20 protein-coding genes and 1 pseudogene (1 of these 21 only partly in view) are annotated in these 23,628 nt (G+C 61.4%); 10 read left to right on the forward strand and 11 right to left on the reverse strand.

Features of this window, described 5'->3' with window-relative positions; genetic code table 11:
* The first annotated feature begins 345 nt into the window (after window positions 1–345).
* Window positions 346–967 (forward strand): annotated as a pseudogene (locus tag PG897_RS21435) (LysE family translocator).
* Between the two features lie 82 nt (window positions 968–1,049).
* Here the strand turns inward: PG897_RS21435 and fis are convergent.
* On the reverse strand, window positions 1,050–1,346 hold the full coding sequence (gene fis / locus PG897_RS21440; RefSeq protein ID WP_005309538.1) for a DNA-binding transcriptional regulator Fis: 297 nt from the start codon (window positions 1,344–1,346) through the stop codon (window positions 1,050–1,052).
* A 25-nt stretch (window positions 1,347–1,371) separates the two neighbouring features.
* A complete protein-coding gene (gene dusB, locus PG897_RS21445; RefSeq protein WP_043171745.1) occupies window positions 1,372–2,337 on the reverse strand; it encodes a tRNA dihydrouridine synthase DusB in 966 nt (321 codons plus the stop codon).
* 338 nt (window positions 2,338–2,675) lie between these two features.
* Between dusB and PG897_RS21450 the strand changes: the two genes are divergently transcribed.
* From PG897_RS21450 to PG897_RS21465, 4 genes are all read left to right on the forward strand, one after another.
* Window positions 2,676–4,034, forward strand: a complete 1,359-nt coding sequence (locus PG897_RS21450; RefSeq protein ID WP_017783355.1) for a TolC family protein — start codon at window positions 2,676–2,678, stop codon at window positions 4,032–4,034.
* Window positions 4,035–4,107: 73 nt separating this feature from the next.
* Window positions 4,108–5,112, forward strand: coding sequence for an HlyD family secretion protein (locus PG897_RS21455; protein WP_017783356.1), 1,005 nt, complete (start codon window positions 4,108–4,110; stop codon window positions 5,110–5,112).
* On the forward strand, window positions 5,112–6,248 hold the full coding sequence (locus PG897_RS21460; protein ID WP_043171746.1) for an ABC transporter permease: 1,137 nt from the start codon (window positions 5,112–5,114) through the stop codon (window positions 6,246–6,248). The genes PG897_RS21455 and PG897_RS21460 overlap by 1 nt, the downstream gene beginning before the upstream one ends.
* Entirely contained in the window at window positions 6,245–7,453 is a 1,209-nt protein-coding gene (locus PG897_RS21465) for an ABC transporter permease (protein ID WP_017785922.1), read from the forward strand. Before PG897_RS21460 ends, PG897_RS21465 begins: the two co-directional genes overlap by 4 nt.
* Window positions 7,454–7,512: 59 nt before the next feature.
* Here the strand turns inward: PG897_RS21465 and PG897_RS21470 are convergent, their stop codons facing one another.
* The 3 genes from PG897_RS21470 to PG897_RS21480 all read right to left on the reverse strand — a co-directional run bounded on the left by PG897_RS21470 (window position 7,513) and on the right by PG897_RS21480 (window position 9,873).
* Entirely contained in the window at window positions 7,513–8,148 is a 636-nt protein-coding gene (locus PG897_RS21470; protein WP_270829372.1) for an SDR family oxidoreductase, read from the reverse strand.
* Window positions 8,149–8,272: 124 nt separating this feature from the next.
* The gene (locus PG897_RS21475; protein WP_005309562.1) at window positions 8,273–9,127 is read right to left on the reverse strand and encodes a DnaA ATPase domain-containing protein; all 855 of its coding nucleotides are present in this window, start codon (window positions 9,125–9,127) and stop codon (window positions 8,273–8,275) included.
* A 68-nt stretch (window positions 9,128–9,195) separates the two neighbouring features.
* Complete coding sequence (locus PG897_RS21480; RefSeq protein WP_005309566.1) at window positions 9,196–9,873, reverse strand: DnaT-like ssDNA-binding domain-containing protein; 678 nt, start codon at window positions 9,871–9,873, stop codon at window positions 9,196–9,198.
* A gap of 356 nt (window positions 9,874–10,229) precedes the next feature.
* Between PG897_RS21480 and PG897_RS21485 the strand changes: the two genes are divergently transcribed.
* Window positions 10,230–11,201, forward strand: coding sequence for a response regulator (locus PG897_RS21485; RefSeq protein WP_005309570.1), 972 nt, complete (start codon window positions 10,230–10,232; stop codon window positions 11,199–11,201).
* A 72-nt stretch (window positions 11,202–11,273) separates the two neighbouring features.
* Here PG897_RS21485 and PG897_RS21490 read toward each other — a convergent pair whose 3' ends face one another.
* The 3 genes from PG897_RS21490 to PG897_RS21500 all read right to left on the reverse strand — a co-directional run bounded on the left by PG897_RS21490 (window position 11,274) and on the right by PG897_RS21500 (window position 14,212).
* Window positions 11,274–12,671 carry a peptide MFS transporter gene (locus PG897_RS21490; protein ID WP_011707249.1) on the reverse strand — a complete coding sequence of 466 codons (1,398 nt, stop codon included), beginning with the start codon at window positions 12,669–12,671 and terminating at the stop codon, window positions 11,274–11,276.
* Between the two features lie 213 nt (window positions 12,672–12,884).
* Complete coding sequence (gene galU / locus PG897_RS21495; protein ID WP_043171881.1) at window positions 12,885–13,796, reverse strand: UTP--glucose-1-phosphate uridylyltransferase GalU; 912 nt, start codon at window positions 13,794–13,796, stop codon at window positions 12,885–12,887.
* 95 nt (window positions 13,797–13,891) lie between these two features.
* Complete coding sequence (locus PG897_RS21500; protein ID WP_005309580.1) at window positions 13,892–14,212, reverse strand: ComEA family DNA-binding protein; 321 nt, start codon at window positions 14,210–14,212, stop codon at window positions 13,892–13,894.
* A gap of 166 nt (window positions 14,213–14,378) precedes the next feature.
* On the opposite strand from PG897_RS21500, the gene cysQ reads away from it, so the two are divergent.
* Entirely contained in the window at window positions 14,379–15,149 is a 771-nt protein-coding gene (gene cysQ, locus PG897_RS21505; protein WP_043171882.1) for a 3'(2'),5'-bisphosphate nucleotidase CysQ, read from the forward strand.
* A gap of 78 nt (window positions 15,150–15,227) precedes the next feature.
* Here cysQ and PG897_RS21510 read toward each other — a convergent pair whose 3' ends face one another.
* The 3 genes from PG897_RS21510 to PG897_RS21520 form a co-directional block, all read right to left on the reverse strand.
* The gene (locus tag PG897_RS21510) at window positions 15,228–15,524 is read right to left on the reverse strand and encodes a YciI family protein (RefSeq protein WP_005309589.1); all 297 of its coding nucleotides are present in this window, start codon (window positions 15,522–15,524) and stop codon (window positions 15,228–15,230) included.
* A 24-nt stretch (window positions 15,525–15,548) separates the two neighbouring features.
* Window positions 15,549–16,112, reverse strand: coding sequence for a septation protein A (locus PG897_RS21515; RefSeq protein WP_005309592.1), 564 nt, complete (start codon window positions 16,110–16,112; stop codon window positions 15,549–15,551).
* A gap of 104 nt (window positions 16,113–16,216) precedes the next feature.
* Window positions 16,217–17,722 (reverse strand): pyridoxal-dependent decarboxylase, encoded by a 1,506-nt coding sequence (locus tag PG897_RS21520; RefSeq protein ID WP_043171883.1) that lies wholly within the window; start codon window positions 17,720–17,722, stop codon window positions 16,217–16,219.
* 218 nt (window positions 17,723–17,940) lie between these two features.
* Between PG897_RS21520 and trhA the strand changes: the two genes are divergently transcribed.
* From trhA to PG897_RS21535, 3 genes are all read left to right on the forward strand, one after another.
* Window positions 17,941–18,576, forward strand: a complete 636-nt coding sequence (gene trhA, locus PG897_RS21525; protein ID WP_010636289.1) for a PAQR family membrane homeostasis protein TrhA — start codon at window positions 17,941–17,943, stop codon at window positions 18,574–18,576.
* A gap of 118 nt (window positions 18,577–18,694) precedes the next feature.
* Complete coding sequence (locus tag PG897_RS21530) at window positions 18,695–20,356, forward strand: putative transporter (protein ID WP_042005943.1); 1,662 nt, start codon at window positions 18,695–18,697, stop codon at window positions 20,354–20,356.
* A gap of 227 nt (window positions 20,357–20,583) precedes the next feature.
* Window positions 20,584–23,628: the 5' portion of a retention module-containing protein gene (locus PG897_RS21535; protein ID WP_270829375.1), read on the forward strand. The gene runs 4,881 nt beyond the window's last position; the window shows 3,045 of its 7,926 coding nt (coding positions 1–3,045); its start codon is at window positions 20,584–20,586; the stop codon falls past the right edge of the window.

Below are 23,628 nucleotides of genomic sequence, written 5' to 3' on the forward strand. Positions count from 1 at the left end.
AGAGTAGGACACTGCCAGGCACCCAATTGAAGAAGCCCGCTCATTTGAGCGGGCTTTTTTATTGCCTGACATTCAGCCATTTCTGCACAGAATCCCGTGCTATTCCCCCTTTGCTTGCTCCGCAACGGGCAGTGTCATGTTGATTTTGTGTGGCTCCATTTGGGTTTCATTTGGGGCATCTCTCCAGCCCTCGGTCAGCATTTCTCCCCCTCCACTGCTAGCCAATTTCCTGATGGTGCAACAATATGGCCATTCTTTTTGTTGATGATCACTATTGCCCTGGCAGGGGATGACAAGGGCTGCGTGATCTTTAGACTGTGAACTTCATCGACAAGGGAGCTGTGTATGTTGGGGATCCACGATCTGGCGTTGTTTATCCTGTCAGGCCTGCTGTTGAACATGATGCCGGGGCCGGACTCCCTGCTCATCATGCTGCGCAGCGGCTCCCAGGGCTGGCGGGCAGGCTCTGGGGATAGGGACCGGCACCATGGTGCACGTGCTGGCTGCTGCGTTGGGGTTGTCCGCTCTGCTGAGCGCCTCGGCCGAGCTGTTTGCCGTCATCAAGTTGATGGGCGCGCTTTATCTGGTCTATCTCGGCTTATCCATGTTCAGGCAAGGGGGAGGAGGCCGGGTATCGGCTGAAGAGGCTGTGTCCCTGCCTGTGCTCTCCTATGGCCAGATCTTCCGGCAAGGGTTACTGACCAATGTGCTCAACCCCAAGGTGGCCCTGTTCTTCCTTGCCTTTGTGCCCCAGTTCATCGCGCCAGATGCGCCGCAAAAAGCGCTGGCATTCATCGTGCTGGGCTGCATCTTCAATTTCAACGGCATGATCTGGTGCCATCTGCTGGCTTTCTCGACCGCCTATGCGAGCCGCAAGGTGAGGCTGCCTGCAAGGCTGAGTACCTGGCTTAACCGTGTGATGGGGGGGCTGTTTGTGGGGCTTGGCATCAAGCTGGCGGTGGAGTGAGAAGATAAACGTCGTCCATAGAAAAAGGCGTATCCCATTGCTGGGATACGCCTTCGTCTGCACTGCAGCAGGATGACTGAAATCAGTTCATGCCGTAGCGCTTGAGTTTCTTGCGCAGAGTACCGCGGTTGATCCCCATCATCACGGCAGCGCGAGTCTGGTTGCCACGGGTGTACTGCATGATCACGTCCAGCATGGGAGCTTCGACTTCGGAGAGAACCATATCGTACAGATCAATCACTTCCTGACCGTTCAACTGGGCCAGGTAGTTACGCAGGGCCTGTTGCACAGAGTCACGCAGGGGGCGCTGGGTCGGCTCGGCAGCGTGATTGTGAGTAGTTGTTACCAATGCATCAGAAGTCAGGGTTTGTTCGAACATATTCGGTCGGCTCTTTAGTTATGCGTTAACCTAATCCATCGAAATACGCTTCGAGTGCCTCGAGTTGTGCGTCTGCACAATCCAGGGCATTGAAGTGCTTACGGAATTCTCGGCCCGTCTCTTCTTCATCCAGATACCAGCCCACGTGTTTACGGGCAATGCGCGCTCCCAGATATGCACCATAAAACTGGTGCAGGTTGGTTACATGCTCGTTCATCAGGGTGCGAACCTCTTCCCTGTCGGGAGGTGGCAGCTTGGTGCCCGTCTCAAGAAAATGACGGATTTCCCGGAAAATCCAGGGTCGTCCTTGCGCAGCACGGCCGATCATCACGGCATCAACACCGGTATAGTCGAGGACATACCGGGCCTTCTCCGGGCTGTCTATGTCGCCATTGGCGACAACAGGAATCGATACGGCCTGCTTAATCGCCCTGATAGTGTCGTACTCCACTTCGCCCTTGTAGAGACAGGCACGGGTACGACCATGCACGGCGAGGGCCGCGATACCGCAATCTTCGGCGATTCGGGCGATCTCCTCGCCATTGCGGTTATCCGGATCCCATCCTGTGCGGATCTTCAAGGTGACAGGCACGTCCACTGCGTCCACCACGGCCCGGCAGATGGATCTGACTAGGTCGGGTTGGCGCAACAGGGCGGAACCTGCCAGCTTCTTATTCACTTTTTTTGCCGGACATCCCATGTTGATGTCGACGATCTGAGCGCCCTGCTCCACGTTGTAGCGGGCGGCAAACGCCATCATCTCGGGGTCGGCTCCGGCAATCTGGACCGATCGCAAGCCCCCTTCAGCAGAGTGATCCATTCTCATCCGGGTTTTCTGGGTATCCCAGACATCCGGGTTGGCCAGCAGCATCTCGGAAACGGCCATGCCGGCACCCAGCCGCAAACAAAGTTCACGGAATGGTCGGTCTGTTACACCGGCCATGGGAGCCACGATCAGGGGAGTTTCAAGCGTGTGGGGACCTATCTGCATTCCACGGTTACCATCGGCTTAGGGCGGCGTATATTACGCATTTTTTAGTCAGGAGAAAAGGTTAGTATTTGAGCGTCAGCCATTTTTTTCTGAAAAAAACGTCGCGCCAAGGCTTGCAAAATCAGGAGTGCTTGAAAATCGGACAGATTGTCGAAGCGAAGCGGCGGGGCCAATTGGATGAGGGGGACCATTATTTGCCTGTCCCCATCCCGGACGGGTTTGCGTTATGATAGCGAGCTTGTATCGAGCAAAGACTCCAAACAAATTCATTACAAACAGATTGGGGACGTATGACGGCAAGGTTCATCAAATCTCTCTACCCGTGTCTGCTTGGCGCCATGCTGGGCTCGGCCCAGGCTCAGACGGTCAGTTTCAGCGAAGCCTGGAGTCGGGTCATTCAACAGGATGACGGGCTGGCGGCGGAACAGGCCGGGGTGGAGCGGGCGCAACAGCTGCGCGAAGCAGCCAAGGCCATGTATCTGCCCAAGGTGGACGTGGGGGCCAGCTACACCCACCTCGATCAGCCGGTGGAGCTGGACATGATGGACCTCAACCCCATCGCCAGTCATCCTGAGTTCGGCAAGGTACTGGCGCCCCTCATGCAGGCGCTCAAGCTGACGCCCAATGACTTCGTCACCCCCCTCACCAAGCAGAACGTGGTGACCAGCTCGGTCAAGATGCTCTGGCCGCTGTTTACCGGTGGTCGCATCGATGCGGCACAGGACATTCGCCAGGCCCAGGTGAGCGAGGCGCAGCAGTTGCTGGTGCTCAAGCAGCAGTCCACCTTCGAGAGCCTCTCCCAGACCTATTTCGGGGTGGTGCTGGCGGCCCAGGTGGTGCAGACCAAGCAGGAGATCGAACAGGGGCTGGCTCACCACCTGGAGCATGCCAAGAAGTTGGAGGCTCAGGGCCAGATCGCCAGGGTTGAACGTCTCTCCGCCCAATCAGCCTATGATCGGGCCCGTATCGATACCCAGAAGGCGCGTCGCAGCCTGGAGATTGCCCAGCTGGCCCTTGGCCACATGCTCAAGCTCAAGCAGGCGGAGCCCGATACCCAGCTCTTCATCAATCCGCAGATGCCTGAACTCGCAGCCTTCGTGCAGGAGACGCTGGCGGTGCACCCCGGCCTCAAGTTGCTGACGGCCAAGAAGGAGCAGGCGCAGGGGATGATCAAGCTGGAGAAGGGCAAGTACGCCCCCGAGCTGTTCCTGTATGGCAACTACAACCTCTATGAGGATGACTCGCTGGCCTCCAAGACCACCCCGGACTGGCTGGTCGGGGTGGGTGTCAGCATGCCGCTGGTGAGCCGTGACGGCCGCTCCGAGACGGTACAGGCGGCCAAGAGCGCCGAGCTGCAGGTCAATCTGCTGCAGGCCAAGACCCGCCAGGATCTGGAGTTGCTGGTCGAGAAGACCTGGCGCGAGGCGGCGCAGGGGTTGGAGGAGTTCCAGTCGCTCTCTTCCACCCAGGCGCTGGCCGAGGAGAACGTGCTGCTGCGAGACAAGGCATTCGGGCAGGGGCTCTCCACTTCCCTCGATGTGGTGGATGCCCGCAACCAGCTGGCCGGGGTCAAGACCCAGCGCGCCGCTGCCGCTTATCAATACGTCATTTCGCTGGCGCGTCTGCTGGCCCTCTCCGGGCAGATGAACAGTTTCAACCAGTATCAGCACGGGCAGGCGATCGAGGTGAACTCATGATCGCGGCCTGCCTTGCTCCCATTGTCATGTCTGTTTCGACCGCCAAGGGTCGCCCGTTTGCCGAGGTGAATTCATGAGTCATCCCCCCATCAAGAAGAAGATGAGCCAGGGCAAGCCGCTGCTGCTGCCATTGGCGCTGGTGTTGCTGGTCATCTGGCTGGGCTGGCGTTTCTGGCTGGCCTATCAACCCGAGCCGGTGCGTCTGCAGGGGCAGATCGAGGCGCAGCAGTACTCCGTCTCCTCCAAGGTGGCGGGCCGCATCGAGGAGGTGCTGGTGAAGAAGGGGGATCAACTGGCCAAGGATCAGCTGGTGTTCACCCTGGCGAGCCCCGAGATTGAAGCCAAACTGAGCCAGGCCAAGGCGGGCCAGGCCGCGGCCGGCGCCATGGCCGAAGAGGCCGAAAAGGGCGCGCGCGCCCAACAGATTGCCGCCGCCAAGGATCAGTGGCAAAAGGCCAAGGCGGCCGCCTTGCTGCGCGGCAAGACCTACGAGCGCATTGCCAGCCTGCACCGGGATGGCGTGATGCCGCTGCAAAAACGTGATGAGGCCTGGACGGCCTGGCAGGCGGCCAGGTACAGCGAAGGCATGGCCTGGCAACAGTATCAGATGACCCTGGAAGGGGCGCGGGAAGAGACCAAGATCGCGGCCCGCGAGCAGGCCAAGATGGCGGCAGGTTCGGTGGCTGAAGTGGAGGCCTACCTGGCCGACACCCGCATCAATAGCCCGCATGCGGGTGAAGTATCCCAGGTGCTGCTGCGCAGCGGCGAGCTGGCCCCGCAGGGCTTCCCCGTGGTGACCCTGCTCGACATGAGCGATGCCTGGGCCCAGTTCCACGTGCGCGAAGATCTGCTGCCCCGCTTCGCGCTGGGCACCGAGTTCGATGCTCGCATCCCCGGTCTTGGCGAGCAGACGGTGCGTTTCAAGGTGACCCATGTGGCCGTGATGGGGGATTTCGCCACCTGGCGTGCCACCGACACCCGCCAGGGCTTCGACATGAAGAGCTTCCAGGTGGAGGCGCGTCCGCTGCAACCGGTTGAGGGGCTGCGGGTCGGCATGAGCGTGCTGGTTGAGCTCTGATGGGACGCGAATGGCGGTTGTTGTGGCAGGATCCGTTCGGCCGGGCGCTGGCCAGCTGGTTGCCCCTGCTGCTGATGGGGATCCTCTGCTGGATCTTCTCTGCCGGGTTGGCGCGGGATCTCAAGGTCGGTCTGGTGGATCTGGATCAGAGCGTGCTGTCGCGCCAGCTGGCCTATTCGCTGGATGCCTCCGCCGGGCTCAAGGTCGCGCGACAGTTCGACTCCATCGCTGAAGGGGCCAATGCCCTGCGGGGAGGCGACATCTACGCCCTGGTCGTGCTGCCTGACCATCTCGAGCGGGATGCCAGGCAAGGCACCCAGCCGCGGGTCACCGTGTTCAACAACGGCCAGTTCATCCTGATCGCCAAGCTGGTCAACTCGGCGCTGGCCCAGGTGGTGGGAACCCTCAGCGGCCAGGTCGGCGTGCTGACGGCGATGGCCGATGGCAAGGTGCTGCCCGGGGCGCTCGGCCAGGCGGTGCCCATCAACAGTCAGGTGACGGCGCTCTACAACCTCAATGCCAGTTACGCCCAGTTTCTGCTGAGCGCCATCCTGCCTGCGGTGTGGCAGATCCTGGTGGTGCTCTACGGACTCAATGCGCTGGCCCGCACCGACCGGCTGGGACTGGACTGGACTACCAAAGGGGTCTGGTTCGGGCTCTGGCGCACCCTGCTGCCCCACGTGCTGATCGGCTGGGGCTGGGGGCTGCTCTGGATGCTGTTGCTGTTCAAGGGCTTTGCCTATCCCATGCACGGCAGCTGGCTGGTGCTGACGGTGGGGTTGGGGCTGGCCTCGGCCGCCTGCGTCAGCATGGGAGCCTTCTTCTACGCCGTCATTCGGGATCCGGCCCGGGCTCTGTCGCTGGCGGGGGCCTACACGGCGCCGGGGTTCGCCTTTATGGGGGTCACCTTTCCGGTCAGCGCCATGGGGGATTTCGCCCAGTTCTGGCGCAGCCTGCTGCCCATCTCTCACTATGTCGAGCTGCAGATCGGCCAGACCAACTACGGTCAACCGCTGGCGGCAGCGCTGCCGCAGTTCGGCGCCCTGCTGCTGTTTCTGCTGCCCCTGTTGCTGGTCGTGCGCCGCTACCGGGCACAGGCGAGCACGACCCAGTCACAAGAGGAGCTCAAGCCATGATGGGATTCCGGGATCTGCTGCGCCTCGAGCTGCGTACCCTGCTGGCTGACAGGGCCATCATGCTGACCCTGTTTGGCGGCGTCTTCTTCTACTCCTTCCTCTATCCGCAGCCCTATCTGCACCAGTTGCCGCGGGAAGAGGCGGTGGTGGTGGTCAACGAGGATGGCAGCCAGCTCTCCCGTCAGCTGGAGTTCATGGCCGATGCGACGCCGCAGGTAAAACTGGTGGCCCGGGCCAGCTCGCTGGATGAGGCTCGCCAGCGGATGATGGCCGGCGAGGCGAGCGGGATCCTGCACATCCCCAATCACTTCTATCGGGATCTGATGCTGGGCAAGAGCGTGACCCTGAGCTATGCCGGCGATGCTTCCTACTTCCTGGTTTACGGCACCATCGCCGAGGGGCTGGCCCAGGCGGGCGGCACCCTGGCCGCCCAGGTCAAGGTGGCCAGGCTGCTGAGTCACGGCGAGGCGCTGCCGCAGGCAGCCATGGGCTGGAATGCGGTGGCCCTCAACGTACTGCCGGTGTTCAACCCCACCATGGGCTATGTGAACTACGTGGTGCCGGCGGTGTTCGTGCTGATCCTGCATCAGGTGCTGCTGATGGGCACCGGCATCCTGGGGGCGACCCAGAACCAGCGCAGCCAGCGCGGCGAGTCAGGCTATTGGCAGGATGCGCCCGTCCTGCCACTGCTGCTGGCCCGAACTCTGGTGGTGGGGGGGCTGTTCGTGCTGCCGGTGAGCTACTTCTTCGGCTTCTGCTTCGATCACTACGATATCGCGCGCACCGCCGAGCCGGCCGCACTCTGGTTGTTCACCCTGCCGTTCCTGCTGGCCACGACCTGGTTTGGCGTCGCGCTGGGGGCCCTCTTTACCCGGCGCGATCTGCCGACCCAGGTGGTGCTTGTCTCCTCCCTGCCGCTGGTCTTTCTGGCCGGCTTCATCTGGCCGCTGGAACTCATTCCGGCGCCGCTCAACTGGCTGGCTCAGTGGGTACCGAGCACTCCGGCCATCGAGGGTTTTTTGCGTCTCAACCAGATGGGGGCTGAGTTTGCTCAGGTCTCCCACTACTGGTGGCAGTTGTGGGGGCTGGCGCTGCTGTATGGTGCCCTGGCGTGCCTGCTGCTGGGCTGGCGTCAATCCCAGAGGCGAAAGGTTCGCCCGGCCGCGCCGGCGCGGGATGCTGTGAGCGAACCCTCCGCCGGTTAGGTGTTCCCCGACAGCAAAACGGTCAGCCCCAGGGCTGACCGTTTTGCTATGGCGCTGGCTCATGCCCGGCTGAGGCTTGGGTCGCCGATGGCGTAGATCTGGCCTGCTGCCGCCTCGTCGGTCAGCAGACGCAGCCCGCAGGCGGCGACGTCGGCCCGGCGCACCAGACCGTGCATCTCCTTGCCCTGACTCAGCACGGCCGCACCGGTAGCTATGCCATCCTGCAGGCCGGCCGGGCGCAGTATGGTCCACGCCAGCGTGCTGGTCTGCAGCCAGCTCTCCGCCAGGCTCTTGAGCCGCACCTCGTGGCCGAAGGCGGCCCACGCCCGCTCGGGCAGATATTGCCAGCTGTCGCCACAGCCGAGGGAGGTGACCAGCAGCAGACGCTTGAGTCCGGCTCGCTCCATCTCGTCGATCACCTGGCGGTTGCCCAGATAGTCGACGGGCTCGGCCTGGCGAAAGCTGCCGAGAGTGGAAATGGCCTGTGCCCCTTCACCGGCCAGCCGGCAAGCGGCTGCTACCGCCTGCGGGTCGAGGGCATCCCCGCTGATGACGTCGACGCCCAGCGAGTGCAGCTCGGCGGCCATGTCGGCATGGCGCACCAGGGCGACGACCCTGTGGCCAAGTTGCAGCGCTTGCTCGGTGAAGGCGCGGCCCAGCCCGCGGCTGGCTCCGAAGATGAGTGTGGTTGGCATGGTGCGGCTCCCTTGAGTGAAAGGGCTAGCCTAGAGGGCGGAAGGGATGTTGTAAATGAGAGTTGTTTTTATTTGTCTGGCAGGAGAGAAAACGGTGAGCCGGAGACACCCGGCTCACGCAGCATCAGCCGTTGTAGTGGCCAATATTGGGACGACGGCTGGGGCCGCTCAGGTGGATATCCACCGGGTTGAACGCCTTGATCGCCTCGAAGCTGAAGTCGCCGATGGCCTGATGCAGGCTCTGGGGGCTGTGGTTGGTGATGAGGATGACGCTTTTTGAGAGGTTGCGGCGACGGCGCAGCAGGTGGCCGAGGAAGCTGGACTGGCTCTCCGCCATCTTGGCACGATTGGCCGCCACCTCGTCGATGATCAGCAGGTCAACCTCTTCCAGGGCGCGCCGGTACTGGTTGCGCTCCTCCTGATCCTGGATGACGTTGAAGAACAGCCGATCAACGATGGAGGCCCACTGCTGGAAGATCACCGACTTCTGGTGGCGTTCGATCAGCTCGTGTGCCACCGCGCCGGCCAGGGTCGACTTGCCGGTGCCGTAGTCGCCATAGATCAGCATGCAGCCACCGCCGCTCTTCTCCCAGTGTTCGAAACCGCTGATGAAGTAGCGGGCCGTCTCGATGGGGTATTGCAGCGCGGGGTCGCCGGCATCCATGCGCTCGAACACCCAGTCTGGGTTGAGGTCGGCCTGGGCGATCAGCTTCTGGATCCGCTCCTGGCGCGCCACCTTCTGCAGTTCGCGCACCTCGGCGTTGGCCTTGGCGTCGTACTCCTTGCGCAGGGTTTCATAGTCGTACTGGCTGCCACCGGTCTGGGCCTGCAGGCGGCGAATGCGCTCGAGCAGACCGCTGACATGGCGGCTTAATTCGGGGTCGTGCATCCGTTGCTCCTGCTTGGCCTTGGCGATCTTCCGGCGTTTGGCCTCGATCTCTTCCAGCTCCTGGCGCAGGGGATCGTGCGGATCAGTCATGGAGTGCTCCTTCTGCTCGGTCTGGGTGGGGACTGGGGTCTGATTTTGCCTGCTGGCAGGGGCCTTCTTCAATCATTATCCGGCTCCTGGCGCTGCGCGGCCAGCCGCTTGGCCTCTTCGATCATCTCCTGGGCCCGCTTGCTCGGGCCCGCCTCCACCGGCTCCGGGGTGACTTGCTGATAGCCGGTCACGCTCATCGGCTGGCGGCGGGCGTAACGGCGGGTCTTGAGGGCGCGAATGAACTTGAGCATCCACTGGTGCTGGGAGTCGAACACCTCGGGCCGCCCCAGCCAGTAGGCGATGAACTCGCCGAGATCTTCTTCGCTGTAGCTGGCATCGATCACACCGCACAGGCGGGCGAGGGCGGGCAACTCTTCATCCGGGCGCCACTGCAGGTGCATCTGGAAGGGGCGCTCCGGCAGGGGGCTGCGCACCCGCTGGGTCAGCAGCGGCAGCTGGAACGGACACTGATGGTAGTGCTCACTCTCGGTCTGGCTCTCTACCTGCAGCAGGCCGGCTTCCATCAGCTCGTCAAACAGTTCGGTCAGCTGGCGGGCATTGACCTGAAAGGAGAAGCCGCTGGGATCGCCCGGGTCGACCACCGCCAGCGCCCGCCCAAGCTCCGGGTAGTTGAGCCTGGCCAGCTGATTTTCCAGCACCAGCCGACGCAGCTGCAGGGTATAGAGGCTGCGGGCAGGATGGGACAATCTGGGGTGGGCGAGGGCGCTGTATTCGGCTGGGGTCATGGCATGCTTCATCGACGAAATTGAGGGGCATTATCCCCCATGGCGGGGCTGCATACAATTGATGGTGGCTAGGGGGAGATGCAGCAGGGCGGGGGCGCCGCCGCTCTCTGCCCGCGTGCGTCAAGGGAGTGATTGTCTGCCGTATGACTCCCTTGCTAGGCCGAAGCGATGCCAGCAGAACAAGGCAGATTTTCGAGCAACCTCATTACCTGCTTTATTTCAAACAGTTGACGGTCTAAATAGCTATCTGGCATAGCTTTAATGGAGATTATTCTATCATCCGATTGGTCAGTGCAGTCGGTTATGGTCTAGGCTTGAAGCTAAATAACTGGTTGACTAATAAGAGCTTTATCAAGATGTCAAAAGCCGGATTACGGATCCTGGTGGTGGAAGACGAGGTCGTTTTTCGCCACTCCTTGGTAAATTATCTCGAGCACGATGGCGCCTGCGTCTTCCAGGCTGAAGACGGTATCGAAGGTCTCTCCGCCGCCGCGCTTTACCACCCCGATGTTGTCTTGTGTGACCTGAACATGCCCAACATGGATGGCCATGAGGTGATCGCCTGTCTCTCTGCCCGCTATCCTCATACCCCTGTCATCGTCATCTCGGCCCAGAGCAAGATGGAGGCGGTCGAACGGGCGCTGCGCGCCGGCGCCCGCGACTTTCTGCTCAAGCCCATCTCGGACTTCGGTCAGGTGCGCCGCAGCATAGAGCAGTGTCTGGCGGCCAACCACGGCTATGGGCAGCAGCTGGAGTTGATGGATCACATGGACTTTTTCCGCGAGCACGACAAGGCGGCCACCCGGTTGCTGGCCTGGTTGAAGCCACCCGGTTTGCAGGAGTGGGGCCCCTGGCAGGTGACCTTCAAGGGGATGGGCAACCTGTTCATTCCCGATACCTTCAAGGTGGATGACAAGCTGCTGGTGCTGGTGATGGAGTTGCCGGTGCTCGGGGTGGATGCGGCGTTTTGCGGGGCCCTGGTGCGCTCCCTGATGAACGGGCCCTATCGCCAGTTTCAGCGCGGCGAGAGCCTGTTGCTGACTCAACCCCATCGGCTGCTCGACTACCTCAATCTGCAGCTGATCGAATCCGGCTTGCGCCACTCGTTTGCCATGGCCGCACTGCTGTTTGATCAGGAGGACGGGCTGGTCTTTGCCAATGCCGGGCTGACCTCGCCCCATTGGCTGGTACGCTCCGGGGGGCTGCCGCTCGGTCTACTGCGCACCAGCCACTACGCCTTGCACAGGCGGAGCTGGCATGAGCCGTTTGACCTGCAGTTTCGCAGCGACAGTGGCAGTGCCCTGCATGTGCAGGTTCGACATCATTGAGGCCTTGTCAGACGGCCACAAACAAAGAGGGCGCCCGTGGGCGCCCTCTTTGTTGCTGACAATCTTAACCGCTTAGACGGCGGCAGATTGCAGCTTCTTGTCGTGTTCCTGCGGCTCTTTGGCCGGGCCTTCGGCACCGTGCATCCAGTAGACCAGGCGGTTGGCCATGGTCAGCAGGATCAGGGCGCTGATGACGGCTGCCAGCGCGATGCCACCGAAGATGGCCATGGCACCGGACTCGCCGACGAAGGAGCCGATGAAGCCGGCGGCATAGTTGGCGAGAGCCACGAAGCCGAACCAGGCACCCATCATCAGGGAGGCCAGACGCAGCGGAGCCAGCTTGGTCACCATGGAGAGGCCGATCGGGGAGAGGCAGAGTTCGCCCAGGGTGTGGAACAGGTAGGCGCCGACCAGCCAGAACATGGAGGTCTTGACGGCCTGATCACCACCTTGCTCCAGCACGGCACCGATCATGAACAGGAAGCCCACGGCCAGGAACAGCAGACCCATGGCGAACTTCACCGGGGAGTTCGGCTCTTTCTTGCCGAGCTTGATCCAGATGGCGGCCACGATGGGAGCCAGGGTGATGATGAAGAAGGGGTTCAGGGACTGGAACCAGGCGGTCGGTACTTCGAAGCTACCGATCATGCGGTCGGTATACTCCTGTGCGTACAGGTTCATCAGACCGCCAGCCTGCTCGAAGCCGGCCCAGAAGATGATGGTGAACAGACCCAGCACCAGGATGACCTTGATGCGATCCACTTCCTGCTTGGTCAGCGGGGCTTTCTGCTCTTTGGAGCGCTGCTCGGCGGCGCGCTGGGCGGCCGGCACGCGGCCGATATCGCCCAGGAAACGCTGGGCCATGGTGGCCTGTACTACCAGAGAGAGCAGCATGCCGATACCGGCGCTGACGAAGGCGGCTTGCCAGCCGTAGGCGGTGGCGGCTGCGCCACAGATCACGCCGGCCAGCAGGGAGCCCAGGTTGATGCCCATGTAGAAGATGGTGAAGGCACCGTCGCGACGGTGGTCACCTTCCTGATACAGGTCACCTACCATGGTGGAGATGTTCGGTTTGAACAGACCGTTACCCACGATCAGCAAGCCAAGACCTGAATAGAACACGGTGTTGACCATGTCCGGGAACATGGCGTGGGGCAGGGCCAGCGTGAACTGGCCGGCGGCCATCAGCACGGCACCGAACAGGATGGCGCGACGCTGACCCAGGAAGGTATCTGCCAACCAGCCGCCGATGATCGGGGTGATGTAGACCAGACCGGTATAGATGCCGTACAGCTTGAGGGCATCGGCCTGAGTCCAGCCCATCCCGCCGTTGGCAGTCATGTCAGTCAGATAGAGCACGAGCACGGCACGCATGCCGTAGTAGGAGAATCTCTCCCACAGTTCGGTACTAAAGAGCAAAAAAAGCCCTTTAGGGTGACCTAAAAAGGTCCCTTTGGACGGATTATTCATTGGAACTTCCACCTGTGTCTTATATTTTTTTAGAAATTTTATGCAAGGGCTAGGAACAAGCCTTAATCCTTATAGAACAAGCGTGATTAAATTACAATATTATGATTTAGCGATATTTTATCTATCAATGGTTGAATATTTGTTTATAAAATGAAAAAGGGCATCGAATGATGCCCAGTATAATATTCTTTCGTTTGGTTAAAAAATCAGCGATTACAGCTGCTTGGCAAACTGCTTCAGCCAATTGATAAATTCACCGTTCAGCTCCGGATGGCGCGCGGCATATTCCACGTTGGCTTTCATGTAACCCAGCTTGCTGCCGCAGTCGTGGCTGCGGCCTTTCATGAAGTAGGCGTTGACCTGCTCCTGTTCCATCAGCATGGCGATGGCGTCGGTCAGCTGGATCTCGTCACCGGCACCGGCGGGGGTGCGTTCCAGCAGCGGCCAGATGTTGGAAGAGAGCACGTAACGGCCGACCACCGCCAGATTGGAGGGGGCCTCATCGCGAGGCGGCTTCTCGACAATGGCCTGCATCGGCAGGGACATGCCCTCGCTCAGCGCCTCCCCCTTGATGTCGGCGATACCGTATTTGTCCACTTCGCTCTCGGGGACGGCTTCCACCATGATCTGGCTGATGTGGTTCTCTTCGAACATGTGCACCATCTCGGCCAGATTGTCCTGCTTGAGATCGCTGGCTACCTCGTCGATCAGCACGTCCGGCAGCAGCACCGCAAACGGGTTGTCGCCGATCAGCGGGCGGGCGCAGAGTACCGCGTGACCCAGCCCTTTGGCTTCACCCTGACGCACGTGCATGATGGTGACGTCTTTCGGGCAGATGTGTTGCACCTCTTCCAGCAGCTGACGCTTGACCCGTTTTTCCAGGGTGGCTTCCAGCTCGAAGCTCTTGTCGAAGTGGTTCTCGATGGAGTTCTTGCTCGAGTGGGTAACCAGGATGATCTCTTTGATGCCGGCCGCGATAGCCTCGCGCACCACATACTGGATCAGTGGCTTGTCGACGACGGGCAGCATCTCCTTGGGGATGGCCTTGGTGGCGGGGAGCATGCGGGTACCCAGGCCGGCGACGGGGAGAACAGCCTTGCGGACCACAAGAGGATTATTTTTCATGGATCAGTTCCAAAGGATACAAAGTGGGCCCATGATACCCGAAGAAAAATAGGGCAGCCACAGGCTGCCCCCAGAATGGAAGTGGTGGAAACCGGTTACTTGACGATAATCATGTCCCGATTTGCTTCCAGCGTGGCCGGCCCGATACCGCTGACATCGGCAAGCTGGTCAACAGTGGTGAACTTGCCCTGTTTCTCGCGATAATCGACGATGGCCTGTGCCTTCTTCTCGCCGATGCCCTTGAGTGCAGTCAACTCGTTGATACTGGCGGTATTCAGGTTCACCTTGCCACTCTCCTTGGCGGTGGCAACCGTGGTGGCCGGTTTGGCGGCGGGCTTGTCGGCGGCCAGCAGGGGCTGGCTGAGCAGCGGCAGGCAGCTCAGCAGCAAGGTGGCGGTCAGGGTCTTGTAGTTCATGGCGTCACGTCCTTGTGTTGTGGGTTTCGCTATTGAGGATTAGTCGAGTCGCGCCACTTTTGGTCTGTCATATCTGACACTGTATAAGTCAGAGCTAACGGCTATAAGCCTCCTCTATCCAAAATGGGTACACTGCTCCAACCATTTGACCAGGATGTCTTTTTCCATGTTTTTTCCCGCAATCTCCGAGCTGGAGCCCATCGCCCGTGCCGCCGGTGAGGTCATCATGGCCATCTACAGTCAGCCCTTTGCGGTGGAGTACAAGGGGGACGAGAGTCCGCTGACTGCCGCCGACAAGGGGGCACACGAGCTGATTGTCGCGGCGCTGGCCCGGCTCACCCCCGACATTCCCGTGCTGTCGGAAGAGTCCTCCCCCGAGGTGATGGCGGCGCGACTCGGCTGGTCCCGCTATTGGCTGGTGGATCCGCTCGATGGCACCAAGGAGTTCATCTCCCGCAACGGCGAGTTCACCGTCAATATCGCGCTGATCGAGCATGGCCAGCCACTGTGGGGTCTGGTCTATGCCCCCGTGCTGGACAGGCTCTGGTATGGCGGCAAGGGGGTGGGGGCCTCGCGCATTGCCGATGGCAAGCGTGAGTCTATCCAGACCCGGCTTCATCAGGAAGGCACTCCCTGGCGAGTGGTGGGCAGCCGCAATCACCTGTCACAGGAGACCCTTGATTACCTGGCGCGCTTTGGTGACATGGCGGGGGGGGAAATTGAGCTGGTCTCCATGGGCAGTTCGCTCAAGTTCTGCATCATCGCCGAGGGGGGCGCCGAGCTCTATCCACGCCTCGCCCCGACCTGCGAGTGGGATACGGGGGCGGCGCAGGCGGTACTGGAAGGGGCTGGCGGCAGCGTCACCCAGCTGGATGGTTCGCCGCTGCGCTACAACAAGCCCGACATCCTCAACCCCTGGTTCGTGGCCAAGGCATAAACGGGACGGTGGAATGCAAAAAGGCCGGACGGGAGTGAGTCTCCAGTCCGGCCTTTTTATTTCTCTACTGCCCTTGGCTCAGAAGACCTTCTTGAACGGCTTGATGGTCACCTTGGCATAGACCCCGGCCGCCACATAGGGATCGGCATCGGCCCAAGCCTTGGCATCTGCCTGGCTGGCGAACTCGGCGATGACGGTGCTGCCGGTAAAGCCGGCATCGGCCGGATCCTCGGCATCGATGGCCGGGTTGGGGCCGGCGGTGAGCAGCCGTCCCTCATCCTGCAGCGCCTGTAGCCTGGCCAGATGGGCCGGGCGCGCCTGCTTGCGCAGCGGCAGGCTGCCCTGAACATCTTCGGAGTAGATGAGATACCACATGAGAGGATCCTTTTCTGATGGCGGTTATTTTTTCAGTTCGTCTTCTTGTTTGGTCAGCTGCTCGGCAGGCAGGTGGCGATAGAGATAGACACCACTCAGCAGGGTGAACACCAGGGTCATGCCAAGCAGACCGAACACCTTGAAGTTGACCCACACCTCCTGCGGCAGGTTGAAGGCCACATAGAGGTTGAGCAGGCCGCAGACGGTGAAGAAGCCGACCCAGCCGAGATTGACCCGATCCCAGACGGGATCCGGCGCCTGCAGCTCCTTGCCCAGCATCTGCTTTATGAGGTTCTTGCCAAAGCCGTAGCGGCTGATGAGCAGGCCCAGCGCGAATAGTACGTTGATGACGGTCACTTTCCATTTGATGAAGGTGTCGTCGTGGAAGATGACGGTCAGGCCGCCAAAGAAGCCGACCAGCAGGAAGGTGAACAGCTGCATCTTCTCGACCTTGCGATAGCGAACCCAGCTGTAGGCGAGCTGCAGACCGGTCACCACCACCAAGGCGCCGGTGGCCATGTAGATGTCGTAGAACTTGTAGACCGCAAAGAAAACGATAAGGGGAATAAATTCAATAAATTGCTTCATGTCTGGCTCGTCGCCCTCAAGAGTGGAACGCAAAATTTCATCCAGTGTACCTGCCCGATGGGCAACGGCAAATGAATAAGACCGCTCATTCGCCAGCCAGTTCCTCAGCCAAATAGCTCCCCTGCGATCTCATCGCCCAACCGTTTCTGATCTGCCAGCAGCTCGCGAATATGTCGCTCCTCGATGTGGGGATTGAGCAGTACGGCCCGCAACAGGGTGAGCGGTTGGGTACCGTAGCGACCCACGGCCCGCTGGGTGCGGGAGACAAAACTGTGCCCTTCGGCGCGTTGGGCCTTTTGCAGCGCGACGTTGAAGGCATTGACCTGTTCGTTGGCGGCTTCGTCCAGCACTTTGCCCTGCAGATGAGGGGGGATGCAGCGATAGGAGAGCAGGTTCATCACCGGGGCCGACATCAGTTCGAAGGCCGGATCCTGGTCGATGAGGCTGGCCATCAGGCGGGCCCGGTCGTAGTTGGCCTCGATGAGCTCGGCATAACCCTGCTGGCCGAACAGCTGGAAGGCGGCATCCAGATAGAGGGCGTTGGCCGGGCGGGTTCCCTCCAGGGTGAAGCGCCCCTGATCAAAAGAGCTGGCGCGGATGGCGTAGGGGGCCTCCCGCTTGACTACCATCATCAGGTCCGGCTGGCGGCAGAGCAGCATGCCGGTACCGAGCGGTACCAGCAGTTGCTTGTGGCCATCCAGGGTGACGGTGTCGGCGTGCTCGATCCCCGCCAGCAGCCCCTGATAACGGGGCGAAAAGAGGGTCGGGCCACCCCAGGCGGCATCCACGTGGAAGTGGATCTGCTCGCGAGCGGCGATGGCTGCCAGCTCAGGCAGCGGATCGATGGAGCCGAAATCGGTGCTGCCGGCCACACCGACCAGAGCCAGCACCTTGAGCTTCTGCTCCTTGCACTGGGCCAACGCTTGCTCCAGCGCGGCCAGACTGAGCCGGTTATGCTGGTCGGTCTCGAGACGCCAGACGCTGCGCGCCCCCAGCCCCAGCAGATCCATCCCCTTGTCGAAGGAGTAGTGCATCAGCCGCGAGCCCAGGATGACGGCGCCGCGATACCCCTGCTCATAGAGGGCGAACAGGTTGTCGCCGCAGGCGCGGTTGCGGGCCAGCCAGAGGGCGGTGACGTTGGCGATGGTGCCACCGCTGGTCATGACGCCGAGCGCCGCATCCTTGGCATGCATATGGGTGCCGTAGAAGGACTCGTCGGCGCGATAGACGAGGCGGTGCAGCTTGGCCAGCACCTCTCGCTCCAGAAAGCTGAGCAGACGGGAGGACTCCATCTTCATCGGGTTCTGGTTGAGCATCACCACCAGACGGGAGAGCTCGGCGGTGAAGGCCGGCAATGGTGCCGTCATATGGCCCATGTAGCGTGGCGAGGTCAGGTGGGAGGCGCCGGGCACCAGGGTTGCCAGCCTGGTCAGGTAGTCCGCCATGGCGAGCCCCGCTTCCGGCATGCCCGATTGTTCAAGCTGGTGGGTGAACTGGTCGCGCTGATAGGGAGCCTGACTGTCATCCGAGTGGTGGAAGGTCTCCAGCAGATCCGTCATGGCCTGGCCAAAGGCCGGATCCGGTTGTGCAAACAGCTCAGTCAACTTCATCAGGTTCTCCAGACCGGGTTGCCGGGGAGTCGGGGGTGAACAAGGGGCGGCAACAGCTAAGTGGGCATCGGCCGCAGAGCATACACCAAAGGTCAACGGCTGACAGCCATGTGCGCGGTGGGGAAACATCGCAAATGGGGACGGCTCATCTTTAAGCTAACACTTGTACTCTGAAATGACGGCAGCTAGAGTGAGCGCAGTTTGGGCAGGAGTATGCAATGAGCAGTGTGACGGATTATTCGCCTCGCGAGGAGCTGGCCAACCGCCTCAGCCACGGGCTGGGGCTGGTGCTGGGGATCCTGGGGTTGGTGTTGTTGTTGAACAAGGGCTGGGCGCAGGGCACCCAGGCACTGATCAGTTATAGCCTCTATGGTGGCAGCCTGGTGCTGCTCTATCTGGCCTCGACCCTCTATCACAGCATGGCGGAGGGGCCGGCCAGGCGCTGGTGCAAGGTGTTTGATCACTGCGCCATCTATCTGCTGATCGCCGGCACCTATACCCCTTTTCTGCTGGTAGCGCTCGACACGCCGCTGGCACAGGGGCTGATGGTGGTGATCTGGGGGCTGGCGCTGGCGGGGGTGGTGTTCAAGCTGCTGTTCATCAACCGCTTCAAGAAGCTGTCGCTGTTTACCTACCTGATGCTGGGCTGGCTGTCGCTGCTGGTGGTCTATCAGCTTTACATCCATCTGGAGGGGGAAGGCTTGCTGCTACTCGGGCTGGGTGGTCTCATCTACAGCCTGGGGGTGATCTTCTATGTGGCCAAGCGCATCCCCTACAACCATGCCATCTGGCATCTGTTCGTGCTGGGGGGCAGTGTTTGTCACTTTATGGCCATTTATGGTTACGTCGCATAACTAGCCCTTAATTGGTATTTTTTGCCGCGCAAAAGGATAAATTCGTGCGGTATCACACAGTTGACCGCGGCGTTTGCTGACAAGCTAGGGACAGTTCAATTCGCAAAGGATGCACGAAATGAGTGATATCGCGCTTTCCATCAGCATGTTGTCGCTGGTGGCAGTGCTGGGGCTCTGGCTGGGAAACTGGCGAGTCTATGGCGTCGGTCTCGGGATCGGAGGGGTGCTGTTCGGCGGCATCATAGTGGGCCACTTCGCCGGCCTCTCGGGGCTGGCGCTGGATGAGCAGACCCTGCACTTCATTCAGGAGTTCGGCCTGATCCTGTTTGTCTACACCATAGGTATTCAGGTCGGTCCCGGCTTCTTCTCCTCCCTGCGCAGCTCCGGCCTCAAGCTCAACGGCTTCGCTGCCCTGCTGGTACTGCTCGGCTGCGCCGTGGCGGCAGCCCTGCATCAGCTGTTCGATGTGCCGCTGCCGGTGATCCTGGGGGTCTTCTCCGGCGCCGTGACCAATACCCCCTCCCTCGGTGCCGGCCAGCAGATCCTGGCCGAGCTGGGGGCCGCCCCCGGTTCCACCGGCCTGATGGGGATGGGCTATGCGGTCGCCTATCCGTTCGGCATCTGTGGCATCTTGTTGACCATGTGGCTGATCCGCATGTTCTTTCGCATCAAGATCGACGAAGAAGCCGCCCAGTTTGAACAACAGGCCGGCAAGACCAAGGAGAGTCTGCAGACCATCAACATCGCGGTGCGCAACCCCAACATCCACGGCCTGATGCTGAGCGAGATCCCGAGTCTCGACGAGGCCGACGTCATCTGCTCGCGCCTCAAGCGCGGCGAGGAGCTGATGGTGCCGCGACCGGAGTCACGCATCGAGCTGGGCGACCTGCTGCATCTGGTGGGTGAGCGACATGCCCTGCGCAAGGTGCTGCTGGTGCTGGGGGAGGAGGTGGAGACCTCGCTCTCCACTCGTGGCACCGACTTGCGGGTGGAGCGGGTGGTGGTGACCAACGAGCAGGTGCTCGGCAAGAAGATCCGCGATCTCGACATCAAGCAGAAGTACGACGTGGTGATCTCGCGCCTCAACCGGGCCGGCATCGAGCTGGTGCCGACCAGCCAGACCAGCCTGCAGTTCGGTGACATTCTCAACCTGGTAGGGCGACTCGACGCCATCGAGGCGGTCACCAATGTGGTGGGCAACGTGCAGCAGAAACTGCAGCAGGTGCAGATGCTGCCGGTGTTTATCGGCATCGGTCTTGGCGTGTTGCTCGGCTCCATCCCCTTCTACCTGCCGGGCTTCCCGGCCGCGCTCAAGCTGGGCCTGGCGGGCGGGCCGCTGGTGGTGGCGCTGATCCTGTCGCGCATCGGCAGCATCGGCAAGCTCTACTGGTTCATGCCCCCCAGTGCCAACCTGGCGCTGCGGGAGATCGGCATAGTGCTGTTTCTGGCGGTGGTGGGCTTCAAGTCTGGCGCCGGCTTCATCGATACCCTGATCAACGGTGACGGCCCGGCCTGGGTGATGTACGGGGTGGCGATCACCCTGATCCCGCTGCTGGTGGTCGGGGTGCTGGCCCGTCTGTACGGCAAGATGAACTACCTCACCCTGTGCGGTCTGCTGGCCGGCTCCATGACGGATCCTCCCGCCCTGGCGTTTGCCAACGGCATGCATCCCACCAGTGGTGCCAGCGCGCTCTCGTACGCGACCGTCTATCCGCTGGTGATGTTTCTGCGGATCATCTCGCCCCAGTTGCTAGCCATCCTGCTGTGGGCTGGCAGCTGAATATGACCCCGAATGGGAGCACTGGAGGTGCTCCCTTCATATTTTTGCAACACATTGATCATCTTGATTTTATTTTTTATTCCCACCGCTATTGACCCTTCTGTTTAACCGACCGTTCCGGCCTCGAATCAGTCTATCCATTCGAATTTTCTAACTGGTTTCCGGCGCCATTCGCGGGCACATTAGACGGTGGAATATTGCATGCCAATAGAGCTTCAGGAGAGAACATGAGCAACCACGAAATTGCATTGGATCAGGACGTTGTCGTTACCCAGTTGAAAGGCAAGGTTTACCTGGTCGCCGCAGATGGCAGCCAGCAACCGCTCGCCGAAGGCGATATCCTGCCCAAGAATGCCGTGTTGCTCACTCCTGAGGGCGCCAGCTTCAAAGGTGGCAACCAGACTTTCACCCTGAGCCCGACCAACGAGCAGCAGGCTGAGGATGAAACGTCTCAAGAGCCGCTGCTTGCCCAGAACGTGCCGAGCGACAATCCCAATGACATTGCTGCCCTGCAGCAAGCCATTCTGGGTGGCGCCGACCCGACCAAGGCGTTTGAAGCCTCTGCTGCCGGTGGGGCTCCTGCCGCCGGTGGTGGTATTGGCGGCGTGGCCGGCGCCAGCGGCAATGGTGGTTTCGTCACCATCGACCGTACCGGCGATGCCACCATAGCGGCGGCGGGTTTTGATACGACCTATCAAACCGATGCCGGCGTGACCGCTGATGCACTGCCGGGTGAAGAGAACCGCCTGATCGATCTGGTGCCGCCGGTGATCACCGTCTCTGCGCCTGACAATACCAACGACACAACCCCGACCATCACGGGTACCACGGATGCCGCCGCCGGCAGTACCGTGACCCTGCTGGTGACCGATGCCAATGGCAACCAGCAAACCCTGATCACCACCGTCAATCCGGATGGCACTTTCAGCGTGGATGTCACCACGCCGCTGCCGGATGGTTCCTACACCGTCACGGGCAGCGTCACCGATCCGGCCGGCAACACCGGCACCGCGACCGATGACGGCAGTGTGGACAGTACCGCTCCCTCGGCACCGCAAGTGGACATCCAGGACGGGGCTGACAATGTCATCTCCGCCAATGAGCGCGAGAACGGGGTGGATGTCATCATCCGGCTGCCGGGCGATGCCAAGGCCGGCGATCGCCTCGATGTGGACTGGAATGGTGATGGCGTACCCGACTCCAGCAGAATTCTGACGACCGACGATATCGGCCGCACCCAGGTCACCCTGACCATCCCCACCACGGATCTGCCGGTCAACGGCCCCATCACGGTGGATGCCACCCTGACCGACCCGGTGGGCAACACCTCGCCCAAGGGAACCGACAACAGCGTGGTGAATGCCGCACCCCAGCCGGGCGACGACCAGTTCACCGTGGCAGAGGATGGCACCGTCACCATCAATGTGCTTGGCAACGACACGGATGCGGATGGTGATCCTCTCACCATCACCGCCATCAACGGCCAGGCCATTGCCGAAGGCGGCACGGTTGCGATCAGCAACGGCTCCGTCACCCTGAACAATGGCCAGCTGATCTTTACACCGGCTCCGGATTTCAACGGCAACATCGCATTTGAATACACAGTTACCGATGGCCTGAACAGCGCCACAGGCGGCGTGACCGGGACTGTTACGCCGGTCAACGATGCCGCGGTGATCACCGGTACCGATACCGGTGGCGTGATCGAAGACGAAACCAACCCGACCCTGACCGAGACCGGTACCCTGACCGTGTCCGACGTGGATGGGGCGGATGAAGCCAAATTTGTGGCGGGCAACGGCGTGGCCAGCGCGGGTGCGCTGGGCAGCCTCTCCATCACCGAAGGCGGCACCTGGACCTACAACGTCGACAACAGCAAGGTGCAGTACCTGGGCGAGGGTGAGACCAAGGTCGAGACCTTTGTGGTCGAGTCCGTCGATGGCACCACCCACACCGTCACCATCACCATTACTGGCGTCAACGACAGCGCCGTCATTGGTGGCACCGATACTGGTGCAGTCACCGAAGACGAGACCAACCCGACCCTGACCGAGACCGGCACCCTGACCGTGACCGACGTGGACGGCGCCGACGAGGCCAAGTTCCTGGCCGGCAACGGCACCCCGAGTGCCGGTGCGCTGGGCACCCTCTCCATCACTGAGACCGGTGCCTGGACCTACAACGTCGACAACAGCAAGGTGCAGTACCTGGGCGAGGGCGAGACCAAGGTCGAGACCTTCACCGTGGCCTCGGTCGATGGCACCACCCACACCGTCACCATCACCATCACCGGTGTAAACGACTCTGCCGTCATTGGTGGTGTCGACAGCGGCAACGTGGTGGAAGACGAAAGCAACCCGACCCTGACCGAGACCGGCACCCTGAGCGTGTCCGACGTGGATGGCGCCGACGAAGCCAAGTTCCTGGCGGGCAACGGCACTCCGAGCGCCGGTGCACTGGGCAGCCTGACCATCACCGAAGGCGGCGCCTGGACTTACAACGTCGACAACAGCAAGGTGCAGTACCTGGGCGAGGGTGAGACCAAGGTCGAGACCTTCACCGTGGCCTCTGTCGACGGCACTACCCATACCGTCACCATCACCATCACCGGCGTCAACGATGCCGCGGTGATCACCGGTACCGATACCGGTGGCGTGACCGAAGATGAGACCAACCCGATCCTGACCGAGACCGGCACCCTGACCGTGACCGACGTGGACGGCGCGGACGAAGCCAAGTTCCTGGCGGGCAACGGCACTCCGAGCGCCGGTGCACTGGGTAGCCTGACCATCACCGAAGGCGGTGCCTGGACCTACAACGTCGACAACAGCAAGGTGCAGTACCTGGGCGAGGGCGAGACCAAGGTCGAGACCTTTGTGGTCAAGTCCGTGGACGGCACCGAGCACACCGTCACCGTCACCATCACCGGCACCAACGACCAGGCGATCATCAGCGGCGATGCCGAGGGCGCAGTGACCGAGGGCAATGGCAACATCGTCCTGAGTGACAGCGGTACCCTGACGGCTGTGGACGTGGACGGTAAGGATGCCGACAACACCTTCCGCACCGACGTGGCGGCGGTGGCGCACCCGACCGAGGGTGCCCCGCTGGGCAGCCTGACCATCACCGAAGGCGGTGTCTGGACCTATAACGTCGACAACAGCAAGGTGGAGTACCTGGGCGAGGGCGAGACCAAGGTCGAGACCTTTGTGGTCAAGTCCGTGGACGGCACCGAGCACACCGTCACCGTCACCATCACCGGCACCAACGAT

The organism is Aeromonas sp. QDB20 (assembly GCF_027707805.1).
Lineage (GTDB): Bacteria > Pseudomonadota > Gammaproteobacteria > Enterobacterales > Aeromonadaceae > Aeromonas > Aeromonas dhakensis.